Source organism: Chondromyces apiculatus DSM 436 (assembly GCF_000601485.1).
Lineage (GTDB): Bacteria > Myxococcota_A > Polyangia > Polyangiales > Polyangiaceae > Chondromyces > Chondromyces apiculatus.
In genome coordinates this window covers 121,602-138,502 of sequence record NZ_ASRX01000003.1, presented here as the reverse complement: position 1 = coordinate 138,502, position 16,901 = coordinate 121,602, and the positions used below count along the sequence as shown (strand labels likewise).

Below are 16,901 nucleotides of genomic sequence, written 5' to 3'. Positions count from 1 at the left end.
CTCAGCGTCGGGTCGCCCGGGCGGCGGCGGTGAGCAGCATCTTCTGCTGCGCCTCCGGGAGGTGCTTCACCGCCTCGCGCACCGTCAGGCCGGCGGCCCTCGTCACGCGGGGGGCGAGCCAGGTGACGACGCGCTCCGGCCGCTTCTTGCCCACCTCGCGCAGCACCCAGCCGATGGCCTTGCGGATGAAGAACTCCTTCTCCTCCAGCATGGCGTCGGCGTAGCGCGCGAAGCGCTCGAAGTCGCCGCCGCCCGCGCGCAACGGCTCCAGCAGGGCGAGGAGCGCGGCGCGCCGGATCCAGAAGTCCTCGTCCTCGGCCCAGCGATCGAGGGTCTCGCCGAGTTCCGGGTGGCGCTCCACGAGGGGGCCGACCACCTTCGGCGCGAGCCCGTCGACGAGGGCCCAGGTGCGCGAGGTGCGAAGGAGGCGTTCGAGGAGGGGGAGGTCCGCGGGGCCGAGGCGGTCCACGAAGAGGGTGAGCAGCTCGACGGCGGCGAAGCGGCGCTCGTGCACCGGGACGGCCCAGAGGGCCTCGGCGAGCGCCACCACCTCGTCGTGGGTCATCCCGGGGTGCTCCCGCCCGATCCGGGTGATGATGGCCCGGACCTCGGGGACGGTGGTGCCCACGTGGTCGAGCGCGCTCTTGAGGTAGCGCTTCTCCTGGGCGGCGCGCTCCTCGGTGCCCGCCGCGCGCAGGGCCGCGTCGATGTCCTCGGCGAGGGCGGCGACCCCGCCTTCTCCCAGGGTGTCGCGCAGCGTGTCGCGCGGGTCGCCCTCGCCCGCGCTCCCACGCGCGTCCTTGCGCGCTGTACCCCGCCGCGCGCGCGCCATCAAAACCCTTCCAGGGCGACCTCGTGGCCGGCGAGGTCGGAGATGATCTTCCAGAGCAGCTTCGGCTCCACCGGCTTCACGAGGTGGTGGTCGAAGCCCGCCGCCTTGGAGCGGCGCCGGTCCTCTTCCTGGCCCCAGCCGGTCATCGCCACGAGGAGCACACCCTTCATCTCCGGCATCGCCCGGAGCCGCTGCGCCACCTCGTAGCCGCTCATGCCCGGCATGCCGATGTCGAGCAGCATCAGGTCCGGCCGGCGCCGCTGCGCGGCCTCCAGGCCCGCCACGCCGTCGTGGGCCATCTCCACCTCGTTGCCCGTCAGCTCGAGGAGCATGCCCAGGCTCTCGGCCGAGTCCACGTTGTCGTCGACCACCAGCACCCGCAGGGCGCTCTTGCGCGGCTGCGCGCCGCGCTTCTGGTCGTCCTCGCGCGGCACGGTGCCCGCCGGCGCGAGCGGCAGGCGCACCAGGAGATCGCTGCCCTGGCCCTGGCCCGCGCTCGTCGCGTCGATGGTGCCGCCGTGCATCTCCACGAGGCGCTTGGCGATGGTGAGGCCGATCCCGAGCCCCCCGTGGGCGCGTTCGAGGGAGGTGTCCGCCTGCGCGAACATCTCGAAGACGCGCTGGAGCATCTCCTGGGGGATGCCGATGCCGTTGTCGCGGATGCGCACGGTGACGTCGGAGCCGGAGCCGGAGGCGGAGGTGGAGGGTGAGATGGTGGCGCTCAGCTCGATGCGGCCGCCCTCCGGCGTGTACTTGGCGGCGTTGTGGAGCAGGTTCGCGAACACCTGGGCGAGGCGCGTCGCGTCGGCGTCGAGCACCAGGGACTCGACGGGCAAGGTGACGGTGAGCTGGTGACGGAAGGCCTCGATGACCGGCCGGCTCGTCTCCAGGGCGCGCTCGATGATCGCGGCCAGGGTGACCAGCTCCCGGCGCAGCTCGATGGCCCCCCGGGTGATCCGCGAGACGTCGAGGAGGTCGTCCACGAGCCGGGTGAGGTGCTCCACCTGCCGGTCGATGATGCTCCGCGCCAGGTGCACCTCGGACGCGGAGGGCTCCTTCACGTGGAGGATCTGCACCACGTTGCGGATGGGGGCGAGGGGGTTGCGCAGCTCGTGGGCGAGCGTGGCCAGGAACTCGTCCTTGCGGCGGTCGGCCTCCTTCAGGGCGGCCTGGGTCTGGACCAGCTCCTCGATGTCGGAGCAGGCCCCGAACCACTTGCTGAGCTGCCCCTGCTGATCGTGGATGGGCCGGGCGCGGGACTGGAACCATCGGTACGTCCCGTCGGCGGCGCGGAGCCGGTAACTCAGCTCGAAGGCCTGGCCGGTCTTCACCGCCTCGCTCCAGTGCTGCTGGCGCCGCCCCTGGTCCTCGGGGTGGACGGCGTCGGCCCAGGCCGTGCTCACCACCGCCTCGGCGGGCAGGCCCGTGTACTCGTAGAAGCGCGGGTTCGCATAGTCCGTGCGGCCATCGGGCTGGCTCGTGAACAGGATGTCGGGCACGGTCTCGGCCATCGCCCGGAAGCGCTCCTCGCTCTGGCGGAGCGCCTCCTCGGCGCGCTTGCGCTCGGTCACGTCGGTGAAGGTGACGACGATGCCCTCTTCCCGGCCGAGGGGAGTGCGGTACGGCAGGACCCGCCGCAGGTACCAGGTGCCCTCCAGCGTCTCCACCTCGTCGACCAGCGGCTTCGCCGCCTCGCGCACCGCCTCCGGATCGGGGAGGGAAGGCATGTGCCGCGCGCGGTGGGTGAAGTGACTGAGCGGCCTGCCCACGTCGGTGGGCAGCACGTTGTAGATGCCGGTGATCTCCTGGGTCCCCCGGCGCACGTTGCCCGCCTCGTCGAGGAACAGGGTGGCGATCTGGGTGCTGGCGAGGAGGTTCTCGAGATCGCTGTTCGCGCGCGCGAGCGCCTCGTTCGCCTGCTGGACCTCCTCCTTGGAGGTCTCCAGCTCCTCGTTGGCGGACTGGAGTTCCTCGTTCATGGAGAGCAGCTCCTCGTTCGAGGACTTCAGGTCCTCGTTGGCCGCTTCCAGCTCCTGGACCGTCTTCTCCAGGTTGCCCCGGGTGGTCTCCAGCTCCCTTTCGAGCTGGTCGATGATCGCCGAGGCGTCGTCGTTGGCCATCGAGCGCGGCTGCTCGTCGCGGGGCAGGGGCGGGCCCACGTCCTGGAACACCACCACGGACAGCCCGCACATCTCGCCCATCTGCGGCATGGGCTGCACCGTGAGCAGGATCTGCTGCACGCCCGCCTCGGTGCGCACGGAGAGCCCCTCGCGCACCACGCGCCGGCACGCGGTCGACGCCTCGGCGAGGGCCGTCCGGAGGCCGACCCGCAGCCCCTCGCGCGCCAGGCGGACCACGTTGTTGTGGAACACGCCCGCGGAGACCGTGAGGTATTTCTCCAGGCTGCCCGACGCGCAGATGATCTGACCCTCCTCCGTGACCACCACCGACTTCGGGGCGAACTCGTCGAGGATGATGCGCTGCATGATCAGGTAGGTGTCGGCCTCCGACGGGGTGGGCACGTTGGGAGGGCGCGCCGAGGTGGGGGCCGCGTCGCGCTCGACGAGGAGCCCGGTCGGGTTGATGGCCGTGGGGAGCCGCTGCGAGATGCGGTGGCGGCTGTCGAGGGGCCGGAAGAGCTCCCGGTGGTTGTTGATCCCCTCCGAGGGCCCGAGGAACAGATACCCGCCGGGCTTGAGGGCGTAGTGGAAGAGGGGGATGAGCTTCCGCTGCAGGTGCTCACCGAGGTAGATGAGCAGGTTGCGGCACGAGATCAGATCGAGCTTCGAGAAGGGGGGATCGTTGATCAGGTTGTGCACGGAGAAGAGGCACAGATCGCGGATCTCCTTCGAGACGTGGTAGTGCTGGCCCTTCTTCACGAAGAAGCGCCGGAGCCGCTCGGGGGACAGCTCGTCGGCGATGCCCAGCGGGTAGATCCCCTGGCGCGCGGTCGAGATGGCGTGCTCGTCGATGTCGGTCGCGAAGATCTGCACCTCCGGGGGCAGCGGCACCCGGTCGAGGTGCTCACAGATGACCATGGCCATCGTGTAGGCCTCTTCGCCGGTGGCGCAGCCCGGGATCCAGATGCGCACCTGCGTGTCCGGCGAGCGCTCCTCGAACAGCCTGGGGATGACGGTCCGGGAGAGGACGTCGAACGCGTCGGGGTCGCGGAAGAATGCTGTGACGCCGATGAGCATATCCTTGAACAGCTGCTGGATCTCGGGCGGATCCGCGCGCAACCGCTCCACGTACTCACGGGCCGATCCCAGACGCAGGACCTGCACGCGCCGGAGGGTGCGGCGGATCAGGGTGCTGTTCTTGTAGTGCCGGAAATTGTGCCCGGTAGCCTGGAACAGGATCTCACAAACGGTCGGCAGCGCGGCCTCCACCTGGTCCCGGAGCTGCTCGTCGCTGTGGCCCTCGCTCGACTCGCGCAGATGGCGCGCGTAAGCAACCAGCTCGGCGGCCAGCTCAGCCGGCGGGAGCACCCGATCGACGGCGCCCGTCGCCAGGGCGCTCTGGGGCATCCCCCCTTCGTGCGCGGTGGCGGGATCCTGCACGAGGGTCATCCCCCCGGCCTCGCTCACGGCCTTGAGCCCCAGCGCTCCGTCGCTGCCTGCGCCCGAAAGGATCACCGCCACCGACCTGTCCCGTTGATCCCGCGCCAGGGAGTAGAGGAACCGATCGATCGCCGCCTGCTGCTCCTCGGGCTGATCCTTCGGACCGAGGCGCAGCACCCCGTCCTCCAGCACCACCACCGTGTGCGCGGGGACCGAGTAGATGCGGTCTGCCTCGAGCAGCGTCCCATCGGCGGCCTCGACCACCGGGATCCGCGCGGCGCTGGCCAGCTCCGTGAGCGCGCGCGCCGCCTGTGCATCGACGGCGTCGTCGCGCGTGGCAGCCTGTTGTGGATCTGGCTGCATCATCAGCACGAACGCCGTCCCGCTCCCTGCGGGCACGCTCCCGAGGAAGGTGTGCAGGGCATGCAGCTCGCTCGCAGACGTCCCCAGCCCGACCACGAGAGGCCGCTCCATCGCGCGACGGCCGGCCGCACTTCCCTCGGCCTTCCTCGTCATCTCCGACATTCTGTCTCTCTACAACAGATCGGGGTCGGGGGTGCCCGTGACCTCCATCACGCGCTGTCACGTGCCTTCAGGGAAATTCTGACAGCTACGCAGAGCCATGACCTTCCGGGCTCCGGATCGCACGGTGTTCTCAGCGCGAGGGGGCTGGTGGTCTTCCCTGAGCACCGCCCGCATCCCCGCCCGCGAGGCCTGGCGCTCCACCCACGAGCGCCGCTGCCACGCGTCCCACCTCGCGCGCAGGACAGCCCATCCAGCGCGCGAGATCTGGCGGTACGGGGAGATCCCCGCTCGCCGTGAGCGCCTGATACACCCGCTCCGCCACGTCGGCGCGCAGCGCGCGCGGCCCGTAGATGGGATACCCCACCGCCACGAAAGCCCGCGCATCGGCGCCGGGGGGCACGGGCAACGACACCGCCCCTGCCTGCGGACACGGGGGACGCGCGCGCCCCTCGAACCACGCCGAGCAGAGCGCCACGCGCCGCTCCACGGCCTGGGGCCGCAGGAGCGCCGGCACGTACAGAAGCTGCTCACCCAGCACGACGCCGAGGGCGCCTAGCACCTCCCGATCCCGCGCCGTCAGCTCCGCGAGCTGCTCCGAGGCGCGCGCAGTGAGCGCGGTGCCCAGCCCCTGCTCCACCTGGTAGAGGATCCCTCGGCCCGCGGGCCCCAGGTCGCGGGCTTCGGGAGCGCGCAGGGGCGCGAAGAGGTCCTCCACCAGGTCGCGCGCGCAGGCCAGGAGGCGGCGCAGGAGCCGCGTGCGCGCCCCCGGACCCAGCGCTTCGAGCCCCTTGAGCCGGACCTCGGGCAGGAGCAGCGAGGTCCCCCGGGCGAGCTGCCCGAGGGGCCGCGCAGTGTCCTTCCCCGCGACGTGCTCCGCAACGCGCCCCGTGACGTGCCCCGTGACATGCCCCGCGACGTGCCCCGCGTCCGCGTGCTCCGCGTCCGCGTGCTCCGCCCCGAGGTCCACCGAGATGCGCCCGCTGGCGCTCACCTGGAAGCGCTCGGGCGGGGCCTCCACCACGGCTTCCACCCAGCGGTCCACCGAGCTGCCTTCAGGCTCTGCTGCCTGCGGGGCGAGCGCGGCCCGCATCTCCAGCAACCGGGCGAAAGGATGGGCCCTGTCCGCGGCCTCGCGCGCGCCTGTTCCCCCTTGCGTCTTCCCCGCCCCCGAGCCCCCTTCCGGGCCTCGCCCCTGCGCTCCGGCCCGGGTCGCGCTCTCGCCCCGGCTCTGCGCGCCGCTGCCCGCGGCCACCCCGCCTGCCGTGCCCACGGCCCTTCCTCGCCGGTGCCCCCGCTCCACGAACCGCTGCACCAGCCGCTCGTGCAGCGCATCACTGAGCTGATCCTCCACCGCCCGGGTCTTCGCCTGCCAGCCCGCCGCGTCGTCGACCCAGCTTCCCTGGTGCGCGATGTACGTGAAGGTCCTGATCGAGGCGATGCGCATGAGCAGCGTGTCGATGTCCGCCGACCCCACGTCGATCTCCGCGACCCGCGCCGCCATCCAGTCCGGATCGATCCGGCTGCGCGGGCCGGTGAGCTGCACGAAGAGCTCCTTGAGGAGCGCCACGTGCGACTCGAACAGGAGCTTCCTGAAGTCCGGGACGCGGCACACCTCCCAGAGGAGCTTCACCGCCTCCTCGCCGCGCGCCCGCGCCCGCACCGCCGGGTCCTCCACGAGCTTGCGCAGCGCGGCCGTGTCCTCCGCGTCGTTCGCGAGCTCCAGCCAGCGCGACCGCGGCCGCGCCCCCAGCGACGCCAGCAGCGCCTCCAGCGACCCGAGGTCGAGGTCCGCGTTGCGCCAGCGCAGCCGCCGCACCGGCGCGAAGTGGTGCGCCTCGATGGCGAGGCTCACCCCGGGCGGGATCTGCACGGGGGCCACGGCCCCGAAGGTGCCATCGGTCTGGTAGCGCCCCGCCCTGCCGGCGATCTGGGCCATCTCGGGCGGCTCCAGGGGCCGCACCTCGCGGCCGTCGAACTTCCGGAGCGAGGTGAACGCGACGTGGTGCACGTCGAGGTTCAGCCCCATCCCGATGGCATCGGTCGCCACCAGGGTGTCCACCTCCCCCGACTGGAACATCGCCACCTGCGCGTTGCGGGTGCGCGGAGAGAGCGCGCCGAGCACCACCGCCGCCCCGCCCCGGAGCGCGCGCAGCCGCTCGGCCGTCTCGTAGACCTCCTGCATGGAGAAGGCCACCACGGCGCTGCGCGGCGGCAGGCGGGAGAGCTTGGTGGTCCCCGTCCCGGTGAGCTTCGACAGGCGGGGGTGCTCCTGGATCCTCGCTGCGGGGAGCAGCTCGCCGAGCGCGCTGCGCATGGTGTCGGCCCCCATGAACCAGGTCTCGCGCAGCCCCCGCGCATGGAGGAGCCTCTCGGTGAAGACGTGCCCCCGCTGGTCATGCGCCGCGAGCTGGATCTCGTCGACGGCGAGGAAGTCCACCTCGTGCCCGATGGGCATCGCCTCCACCGTGCACACCCAGTAGCTCGGGCTCCGGGGGATGCGCTTCTCCTCGCCCGTGACCAGTGCCACCCGCGACTCCCCGAGGCGCGCGGTGATCCTGTCGTACACCTCGCGCGCGAGCAACCGCAGCGGCAGCCCGATCATCCCCGTGTCGTAGCCGAGCATGCGCTCGATCGCGCGGTGCGTCTTGCCGGTGTTGGTCGGCCCCAGCAAGGCGGTGACAGGTGCGGCCTCGGGCATCGGGGCGGCTCAAGGTAACCCACCCCGCCCTGCCACGCGAGGTGCTGCCCTCACTCATGACGGAGCGCATCGATCGGGTTGAGCCGTGCGGCCTTGCGCGCCGGCAGGAACCCGAAGGCGACGCCGATCGTCCCCGAGAACGTCACCGCGATGATCACGATCGCCGGCGACACCACGAAGGGCAGGCCGAAGGCGCGGGTCGCCGCGAACGATCCGCTGAGCCCCAGGGCGACCCCCAGGATGCCGCCCAGCATCGAGAGCACCACCGCCTCCACCAGGAACTGCAGGAGCACCTCGTTCGCCAGCGCGCCGATCGCCAGGCGGATGCCGATCTCGCGCGTCCGCTCGGTCACCGAGACCAGCATGATGTTCATGATCCCGATCCCGCCGACGAGCAGGCTCACCCCGGCGATGGCGCCGAGCAGCGCGGTCAGCGTGCCCGTCACGCTGGAGAGCGCCTGGCTCAGCTCCTTCATGTCCATCACCGAGAAGTCCGCGTCCTTGCCGGGGGCGACGCGGCGCCGCTCCCGGAGGAGCCCCTCGATCTGCATCTTCGCCCGGGTGGTGGACCTGTCGTTCTTGGCGCTCACCACGATGCTGCTCACGTCGCTGTTGCCCGCGATGCGGCGCTGGTACGCCGTCAGGGGCATGACGATGAGGTCGTCCTGGTCCTGGCCGAACGTCGACTGACCCTTCGAGGCGATGGTGCCCACCACGGTGCACGAGAGCTGCCCCAGCCGGATGGAGGTGCCGATCGCCTCCTGCGCGCCGAACAGCTCCTTCCGGACCGTCTCGCCGAGCACGCAGACCGGCACGGCCCCCTGGATCTCCGAGGCCGTGAAGGCCCGCCCCTTGGCGATGGTGAGGTTCCTGATCACGAAGAACGACTCGGTCGACCCGTAGATCGAGGTGGTGTGGTTCCTGTTGCCGAACACCGCCAGCGCGCCGCCCTGCGCGGTGGGCGCCACGTCCTTCACCGCGTTCGACTCGCGCTTGATCGCGTCCGCGTCCTCGCGCTTGAACGGCTTGGCGGGGGTGCTCGACGGCCCGCGCCGCATCGCGCCGGGCATCACCGTGAGCATGTTGTTGCCCATGCTCGCCACGTCGCTGGTCACCTTCTGGGTCGCCCCCGAGCCCACGGTGACCATCATGATCACCGCGCCCACGCCGATGACCACCCCGAGCCCGGTCAGGACCGAGCGCATCGTGTGGCGCCGGATCTCCCGGAGCGCCATGAGGATCGTCGCCCACCACATCAGCGGTACGCCTCCGCGCGCGCGCCGGGCTCGTCACGCTCCACGAGCCCGTCGCGGAAGGTGACGATCCGCGACGCATACGCCGCCATGTCGGGCTCATGGGTCACCATCACCACGGTGATCCCCCGCTCCCGGTTCAGCTCGATGAGCAGCCGCATGATCTCCTCCTTGCGCGCCGAGTCCAGGTTCCCCGTGGGCTCGTCCGCGAGCAGCATCGCCGGGTTGGTCACGATCGCCCGGGCGATCGCCACGCGCTGCTGCTGCCCCCCCGACAGCTCCGCGGGCGTGTGCCCCTCGCGCCCCTTGAGCCCCACGTCGGTGAGGGCCTTCTGCGCCAGCACCCGCCGCTCCGCCGCCGGCACCCGCCGGTACACCAGCGGCAGCTCCACGTTCTCCATCGCGCTCGTCCGCGCCAGCAGGTTGAACCCCTGGAACACGAACCCCAGGTAATGGCGCCGGAGCAGCGCGAGCTGATCGAGCGAGAGCGTACTCACCTCCACCCCCCGGAACCTGTGCGAGCCCGCGGTGGGCCGATCGAGGCACCCGAGGAGGTTCATGCATGTCGACTTGCCCGACCCGCTCGGGCCCATCACCGCCAGAAACTCGCCCTCGTGGATGGTCAGGCTCACCCCCGCCAGGGCCCGCACCTCGGCATCCCCGCGCCCGTACACCCGGGTCACGTCGGTGAGCTGGATGAGGGGATTCATGGGGTCTCCGCGAGATCGGTGAGCACCCGCATCCCCGGCTTGATGATCTCGCTGGTGATCTCGGAGCGCGTCCCGTCCGTCGCCCCCACCGCCACCGGCTTCGCGATCGGCTTGCCGTTCTCCAGGATCCACACCCGCGCCCCCTCCACGCCCTCCGCGCCAGGCGCGGGACCCGCGGGAGGCCCCCCGGGACCGCCCTGCACCGGCGGCGAGAACCTGAGCGCCGCGTTCGGCACCAGCATCACCCCCTTGCGCGCCTCGGTGGTGATCGTCGCCGTCGCTGTCATCCCGGGCCGGAGGAGCAGCTCGGTGTTGTCCACCGAGAGCACCGCCTCGTACGACACCACCCCCTCCTCCGACTTCGGCTCGTTCCTGAGCGAGAGCAGCTTCGACGGGAAGGTCTTCCCCGCGTACGCGTCCACCGTGAAGCTCGCCTCCTGCCCCTCGCGCACCCGCCCCACGTCCGCCTCGTCGACGTACACGTGCAGCCGCATCCGGGTGAGATCCTCGGCGAGCTTGAACATCACCGGCGTCTCGAACCCCGCCGTCACCGTCTGCCCCGCCTCCACCAGACGCGAGAGCACGATCCCCTTGATGGGCGCCACGATCCGCGTCCTGTCGAGCTTCGTCCGCGCGTTCTTGAGCTGCGCCTGCGCCAGCGTCGCGTCCGCCTTCGCGCCTGCCAGCGTCGCCGCCGCCCGCGCAGCCGCCGCCCGGGTGGTGATCATGTCCTGCTTCGAGATCAGCCCCTCCGCCGCCTGCGCCTCCGCCTGCACGAGCTTCGCGTTCGCCTCCTCCAGGGTGGCCTTCATCTGCTGCAGGCTCGCGCCTGCCGACGCCACCCGCGCCGACGCCTCGTCCGCCGACGCCTGGAGCTGCTCCGGGTCCACCTCCGCGAGGAGCTGCCCCTTCTCCACCCGGTCGTTGAAGTCCACGTGCACCTTGGTGATCCTCCCGGAGACCTCGGCGCCCACGTCCACCGTGTTCAGCCCCTCCAGTGTCCCGGTGGCGGTCACGGTCACCGCCAGGTCCCCCGTCGTCACCTCGGCGTCCTCGTACTTCGGGATCCCCGCCGCCGCCTGCCGCTGCTTGAACCACCGCACGCCCAGGGCCACCACCAGCACCGCGCCGAGCACCATCACCGCGCGCCAGATCCACCGTCGCCGCCGCGGCTTCCCGAGCCCCAGCGTCTTCACGACCTCCGGGTCTGCCTCCTGCTGCCCAGCTCCCCGCTCCTTCGCGGCCGTCCCCTGCTCTCGTGCCATCGCCGGGGAAGATAATGCTTTCCGGGCTCACGTGGCGCTCAAGGCGTATGTCGGAATGTTGCCCCTGGACGGCTGATGTCCTGCAAGGCGCGGTTGCCGGGCTCAGGTGTGTGTGCTTAACATCGACAAGTTTCAAGCGATCATGAGGAATTTGTGCATCTGGTAGAGGTCGAGGGAAAACAGATGGCGCGGTTCCTCGGCGAGATTCAAGCCGGACGGCAAGTGCGGCTGGGTCAAGGCCGGGCGCAAACTCAGATTCTTCGACAGGCAGCCGACGTGCTCGGCGAGGCTGCGATCTTGGTGCAGATTGAGCGTGACCTCGACGTCGGCTCCTACGTGCCTCTTTCGATTGCGATGCGATGCGGGCCTGAGGTGCTGAGCCAGACTGCGGAGCACCTGAGGGGGCCGACGACGTCTACGGATGGCTGGCAGGGAGTGATAGGCCAGGCATTGCGGGGCAAATTCCTGTTGGTCGACGGACTTGAGCATCTCCAAGCTTCACGCGCCGAATGGGAGCTTCCAGGCCTGTACGCTCCTTCATCGAGATCCCTCTCCACCTGGCTGGAGCAGCGTGCGGCTATGGCGACTCTGGTAGGGGCCCCCCGGTATGCGTTGCGCCCCGTCGAGGACTCCCGCTGGACTGCCGACCGCCTCTGGGAACTCACAGAGCGCGATCCAGAGCGGTATGCGCTCGCTGTGGCCCGAGAGATCATGCTCGGACCAGGGGAACGTCGCGGATGGGATGAGCCCTCGCTCATGGCTGACCTCTGGGATGGCATGCCTCTTGAATTGCGGGAACTCATCTCGCTCCTCGCAACCCATGGGCGTCCCATTCAGCATACCCTGTTCGAGGAACTCGAGCTGCTGTCGGTCGAGAGCATCAAACGCGCTCGCGATCTCGCGTTGATCGATGTTCACGAGGGGCAGATCTCGCTGCCGCAACCTTGGTACGGCGTCAGCGGGCAGGGGAAACCCGTCAAACGGCACCGTATCCTTGCCGATGCTTTCGCGCATGTGGCGCGCGGAGGCGCGGGACATCCGAACCACCTCGCCGTGCTGGAAGCTCATCGCCATTATGCCGCGATCCCTGACATAGAGCAGGCTCTTGAGTTCGCAGATTTCAGTGTGGGCCCGCTTCTGGAATCCGCCGTGCGGCAGTCCAAGCAAGGCTATCCCGAGAGGGCGGTGCAGAGCTACGAGGCTCTCCTTGAACTCGATGAGCGATGCCCAGGCAGGCTAGAGCGGCGGACGCGCGCTTACGCAAAGCACTATTGCCATTATAATCAGGCTCTTATGCTCGCAGAGCGCTCGCCGGACGGGACAGGCGAGAATATCGAGGAGACAATTGCAGGTTACCGAAGTGCCCTCACGGACTGGCCGGAGAACGCACTTTTCTGGTCTCGGCTTGTGAGAAAACTTTTTGATGCCAGCCGCGAGAGCGAGGCCATGGAGGCTTTGCGAGCCGCTTATGTTGACGTGCCACCACACCCTGAGCGTGACCGCAGCTTGATTGTGAATACCGTCGATCGGCTGATTGCGCGTAACTTGCTCTTGCCAGCAGTCTTCGTCTGGGGTGGCCACGAGTGGCAATCCGGGTCGGAGCGGGCCGTGGAGGAGCGACTCGAAAAGCGGCTCGCGTCTGGCTTTCAGACTACGCGTCTCTGGGCGCCTGGTGTGGCGGCGACGCAGGTAAACCCACCAGCGCATGTGACAGCCCTTTGGCAGCTCGAACAGGATGGTTGGATCTGCTCCTCGGGAGAGCTTCACCGTAATGGTGAGACCCGAACTGAAGCCGTGAGCAGCCTGGTACGTGCGCTGGCGTTCGACGCCCTAGCGACGCGGTGGCGTGAGGAGACTGGAGGGCTTTCAGTGATGCGGGTGGCCTACCAACACCCGGCGTATCAACAGATCCTGAGCTTCGGGCCCCGTGTGGTTCCGGAGATACTTCGATTGATCGAGCGGCAACCTGATCACTGGCATGATGCGCTCGTGAGGCTTACTGGGGAGACGCCGGTCCAGCCCGGGGAGAAGATGACGACCTCGCAGCTATGTGCACGCTGGGTCACCTGGGGGAAAGCGCGAGGGATGCGCTGGTGAAGCTAGAGTGGAGCGAGCATCTGCCCAAAACGTGGCATGAGGATTGGCCGAACCTCAGCCAACTCAACGCGCGGCTCACCAGCAAGTACACGCCAGATTACAACTGCCTCGGATTCGGTACAGGTCGAATCGATCAATGGTGGGAGCCGTATGTGGTTCCCCCGGAAGAACCTAACATCTACTGGCCTCCCGGCGTTCATCCCGACAACACGCCAGAGGACTGGGCTGCAGCCCTGAAGACTGAGGGCTATCAAGTATGCGAGGACGAGCGGCTCGAGCCAGGGCTCGTCAAGGTGGCCCTCTACGCAACGCCGAAAATGGTGACGCACGTCGCAAGGCAACTGCGAGACGGGCGTTGGGCAAGCAAGCTCGGTCGCTTCGGGGACATCGAGCACGACGATCTCGCGGCACTCGAAGGACCGCTCTTCGGCCATGTCTGCCTCTTCATGCAGCGTCCTCGTCGCGCCGACGATCCTTGAGGCCCGCGCCCCTCACCCCAACGGCCGCAGCCCGAACACGTCCACGTCCACCCCCGGGCTGTACAGCGCGTGCGGCGCGCCCTGCGGCGCTGGCAACCCTGCCGCCTCCACCATCGTCTCCCGCAGCGCCAGCACTTCCGCGTGGTGGAGCGGGTAGGGGTGGTGGTGCACCTGCCCCGTGAACAGCCTCCCGTCGCCTCCGTCGGCGTAGAGCAGGTAGCGCTCGGCGAGGAAGTGCTCGAAGGTTCCCGGCGTCGCCGCGCCGAGTGCCGGACCGATCTGGTAGCGCGCCTCCAGCGTCGCGGGGCGCTCGGTGGGCCACCGCCTCCGGCTCTGGTAGTGCACCTCGCCGCCGCGCGCCGTGAGCTCCATGTCTGCGAAGTGGTAGGGCAGGTGCCAGCCTGCCCGCGCGATCAGCACCGCGACGAGCTTGGCGGCGTCGAGGCTGAAGAACCACACCCCCGGATCGCGCCCCTCGTGGTGCACGTACGTGCGCACGTTCAGCTCGTGGAAGTTGGAGATCCCCGGCACGCTGGGCGACCACCACGGGCTCACGTCCTGCATCGTGAACGGCACCACGCCGACATAGGCGCGCCCCTCGAACGTGTCGATGGACAGCGGCGCCGGCAAGAGCGACCGCAGCGCCGCAATGTCCACTTCCCAGTGCAGGAACAGCAGCGAGCGCCAGCGCTGGAAGCCTGCCGGTCGGCCACTCGGACGCACGCCCTGGGAAATCCGGTCCATGACGCAGCGTACCGCGTCCCCCGCACCGGCAACCACCGTGGACGCGAGCCCTTGACGCCCTCCGCGGTTCGCTCGATGCCGGGACCGTGACCCCCGACCAAGCGCTCAAGGAGGCGAGCACCGGCTCGCTGCGGCCCGTCTACCTCGTGATGGGCGAGGAGCGCTGGTACATCGATCGCGTGGTGAGCGCGCTGCGCGAGGCGGCGTCCAGGGGGGGCATCGCCGGCTTCAACGAGGACAAGTTCACGGCGGGCGAGGCCACGGCCGAAGCGGTCCTCGGCGCCGCGCGCATGTTGCCGATGATGGCGCCGCGCCGCTTCATCCTCGCCCGCGGCCTGGAGCGCTGGGAGAAGAAGGGCGACGACGGCGGCGACGACGACGGCAAGCCCGACGGCAAGACCGCCGGCAAGAAGGGCGTCTCGAGGCTGCTCCCCCCGCTCGACGCCCTCGCCGAGTACGCCAAGGAGCCGGCTCCCTCCGCCGTGGTCGTGCTCGTCGCCACCAAGCTCCATGCCCAGCGCAAGCTGGTCACCATGGCGAAGAAGCAGGACTTCCTCGTCGCCTGCGAGCAGCTCCCGCGCCGCTCCCTCCCGGCCTTCATCCGCACTGTCGCCAAGGAGAAGGGCAACGCCATCTCCGCCGAGGTCGCCGACCACCTCGCCGAGATCGCCGGCCCCGAGCTGGGTTACGTCGTCGACGCCATCGAGCGCCTCTCGCTCTTCGTCGGCGAGAAGCAGCCCATCACCGAGGAGGCCGTCGCGGAGATCGTGATCCGCGTCCGCCAGAGCACCACCTGGGAGCTGCTCGACGCCATCGGCCACCGGCGCCTCGACCGGGCCATGGCCACCCTCGCCGACGTCTACGACCCCACCGACCGCGGGCTCAAGCTCCTCGGCCTCGTGGCCTGGTCGGTGCGCGGCCTGGTCAAGTTCGACGCCGCCCTCGGCGCCGGCCTCGCGCCCCAGGAGGCGGCCCAGCGCGCCGGCGTCCCGCCCTTCAAGGCGGGCGAGATGGCCCAGACCGTGCGCGGCTTGCCCCAGGGCACCTTGCCGCGCTGGCTGCGCCTCCTCGCCGAGACCGACCTCGCCCTCAAGGGCTCCCGCCGCCCCCCGCAGGCCGTGCTGGAGACCATGCTCATGGACATGTGCGCGCGCTGAGCGACAGACCCCCCGCTCCAGGGTACGCCGCCCTAACGTAGCAGCCTCGCCAGCGCGCCCTCCGCGGTCAGGTCCGGGAACACCCAGGTCGGCGCGCACGCCAGAAGCTCGTCCACCGAGTACTGCCCGGTCGCCACCGCGATCGACTCCGCCCCGATCTCCTTCGCGCCGGCCACGTCCTTCGGCGTGTCCCCGATGATCACCACCCGGCACGCTTCCATGGGCGCCCCCAGCAACGCGGCCCCCCGCGCGGCCCCGATGCGGAGCAGCTCGGGCCGCACCTCGTGATCGCTCCCGAACCCCCCGAACCCGAACCTCTCGAACAGCCCCACCCGCCCGAGCTTCAGCCGCGCCCCGGGGTGCACGTTCCCGGTCCCCAGCCCCACGGCCACCCCCTCCTGCCCGGAGACCGCATCGAGCGCCTCCGCGATCCCGGTGTGGACCACGCACTGCGACGAGGGAAGCTCCTCCGCGAGGAAGCCGAGGTAGCCCTCGATGAGCGCCGCGATCTTCTCCTCGGTCACCTCGTACCCCGCGTTGGTGAGCGCCGTGCGCGCGATGGACCGGTCGGTCATCCCTGCGAACGAGAAGTTGCAGGCATCGCGCCGGTCGGTGGCCCGCAGCACGGCTTTCTCGAACGAGCGCCTCCCTGCGCCTCCGGACGAGATCAGGGTGCCATCGATGTCGAAGAGCAGGACGGTGGGTCGCACGCCGCCAGGGTACGACGCCCCTTCGCCCTGCGCATCCCGCCCGTGCACGGCCGTCCTCGCCCTTGTCTCGCCCGCCGCCGCGCGCTGCCGCGCTCCGTCTCGCCCCCGCCTCGCTCCGCCGCCCCGCCCGCTCACCACAGCCCCAGCAGGGCCAGCGCCACGCAGACCAGCAGCGTCGCCATCTCGAGCTGCCGCGACCGCTTCGCGTCCAGGTACTTGCGCGCCCGCTCCCCGAGCAGGTTGCCGCCGAGCAGCGACCCCACCAGCACCGCCGACATCGCCAGCGACACGCCCGTCACCAGACCGCTCGCCCCGTAGGCCACCACGCGCCCGGCCTGCATCGCCGTCGCCGCCGCCGCGGTCGTCGCCACGTAGGCCGTCCCCGTCAGCCCTGCGGCCATGAACAGCGGCGCCACCAGCAGCCCGGCCCCTCCGGATGTCGCCGATGCCGCCCCGATCCCGAACCCCGCGGGCGTCATCAGCGCCGGCGCGGGCTGGAACCGCAGCACATCCAGCGCCCGCGCCACCGCGAACGCCGTGCTCCCCACGAGCAGCCAGGCCAGCGCGCCCCGCGGCAGCGAGGTCACCAGCGCCCCGCCGATCAGGCTCCCCGGCACCGCGCCCAGCGCGAACAGCGTCACGATGCGCCGGTTCACCTCGCCCCGGAAGCGGTAGGCCCGGTGCGCGTTGCCGATGAACAGCGCCGGCGCGGTGATCGCCAGCGCCTCTGCGGGACCCGTGGCCAGCGACACCGCGAGGAGCAGCAGGATCCCCCCGCCCATCCCGGCCACCGTGGTCAGCGTCCCCGCCAGCAAGCCCAGGGGAAAGAGAAGCGCCCAGAGCAGCACGTCGGTACCTCCTGCTCCAAGAG

Annotated in this window: 13 protein-coding genes; 3 read left to right on the top strand and 10 right to left on the bottom strand. The window is 70.4% G+C overall.

The features are described 5' to 3' along the window. Position 1 precedes the first annotated feature (1 nt). From CAP_RS02290 to CAP_RS49720, 7 genes are all read right to left on the bottom strand, one after another. Complete coding sequence (locus tag CAP_RS02290; RefSeq protein WP_081864471.1) at positions 2-832, bottom strand: DNA alkylation repair protein; 831 nt, start codon at positions 830-832, stop codon at positions 2-4. After that, entirely contained in the window at positions 832-4,917 is a 4,086-nt protein-coding gene (locus CAP_RS02285; RefSeq protein ID WP_081864470.1) for a CheR family methyltransferase, read from the bottom strand. The genes CAP_RS02290 and CAP_RS02285 overlap by 1 nt, the downstream gene beginning before the upstream one ends. A 130-nt stretch (positions 4,918-5,047) precedes the next feature. After that, positions 5,048-7,615, bottom strand: a complete 2,568-nt coding sequence (locus tag CAP_RS02280) for a helicase-related protein (protein WP_044235513.1) — start codon at positions 7,613-7,615, stop codon at positions 5,048-5,050. A gap of 50 nt (positions 7,616-7,665) precedes the next feature. Continuing rightward, entirely contained in the window at positions 7,666-8,871 is a 1,206-nt protein-coding gene (locus CAP_RS02275) for an ABC transporter permease (protein ID WP_044235511.1), read from the bottom strand. Beyond that, positions 8,871-9,578 carry an ABC transporter ATP-binding protein gene (locus CAP_RS02270; RefSeq protein ID WP_044235509.1) on the bottom strand — a complete coding sequence of 236 codons (708 nt, stop codon included), beginning with the start codon at positions 9,576-9,578 and terminating at the stop codon, positions 8,871-8,873. The genes CAP_RS02275 and CAP_RS02270 overlap by 1 nt, the downstream gene beginning before the upstream one ends. Further along, a complete protein-coding gene (locus CAP_RS02265; protein ID WP_052373975.1) occupies positions 9,575-10,843 on the bottom strand; it encodes an efflux RND transporter periplasmic adaptor subunit in 1,269 nt (422 codons plus the stop codon). Before CAP_RS02265 ends, CAP_RS02270 begins: the two co-directional genes overlap by 4 nt. Positions 10,844-10,975: 132 nt before the next feature. Next, positions 10,976-11,332, bottom strand: a complete 357-nt coding sequence (locus CAP_RS49720; RefSeq protein WP_156040422.1) for a hypothetical protein — start codon at positions 11,330-11,332, stop codon at positions 10,976-10,978. A gap of 267 nt (positions 11,333-11,599) precedes the next feature. Here CAP_RS49720 and CAP_RS49715 point away from each other — a divergent pair, with 267 nt between their 5' ends. Together CAP_RS49715 and CAP_RS49710 are read left to right on the top strand one after the other, a co-directional pair. Next, on the top strand, positions 11,600-12,940 hold the full coding sequence (locus tag CAP_RS49715; protein ID WP_156040421.1) for a tetratricopeptide repeat protein: 1,341 nt from the start codon (positions 11,600-11,602) through the stop codon (positions 12,938-12,940). Beyond that, positions 12,937-13,419 carry a DUF7689 domain-containing protein gene (locus tag CAP_RS49710; protein WP_156040420.1) on the top strand — a complete coding sequence of 161 codons (483 nt, stop codon included), beginning with the start codon at positions 12,937-12,939 and terminating at the stop codon, positions 13,417-13,419. The genes CAP_RS49715 and CAP_RS49710 overlap by 4 nt, the downstream gene beginning before the upstream one ends. A gap of 12 nt (positions 13,420-13,431) precedes the next feature. Here CAP_RS49710 and CAP_RS02250 read toward each other — a convergent pair whose 3' ends face one another. Then, the gene (locus CAP_RS02250; protein WP_044235506.1) at positions 13,432-14,163 is read right to left on the bottom strand and encodes a YqjF family protein; all 732 of its coding nucleotides are present in this window, start codon (positions 14,161-14,163) and stop codon (positions 13,432-13,434) included. Between the two features lie 86 nt (positions 14,164-14,249). Here CAP_RS02250 and holA point away from each other — a divergent pair, with 86 nt between their 5' ends. After that, entirely contained in the window at positions 14,250-15,320 is a 1,071-nt protein-coding gene (gene holA, locus CAP_RS02245) for a DNA polymerase III subunit delta (protein WP_044235503.1), read from the top strand. A gap of 32 nt (positions 15,321-15,352) precedes the next feature. Here holA and CAP_RS02240 read toward each other — a convergent pair whose 3' ends face one another. Next, complete coding sequence (locus CAP_RS02240; protein ID WP_044235731.1) at positions 15,353-16,030, bottom strand: HAD family hydrolase; 678 nt, start codon at positions 16,028-16,030, stop codon at positions 15,353-15,355. Between the two features lie 131 nt (positions 16,031-16,161). Then, positions 16,162-16,878: a TSUP family transporter gene (locus CAP_RS02235; protein ID WP_044235501.1), complete on the bottom strand. Its 717-nt coding sequence runs from the start codon at positions 16,876-16,878 to the stop codon at positions 16,162-16,164. Positions 16,879-16,901: the final 23 nt, after the last annotated feature.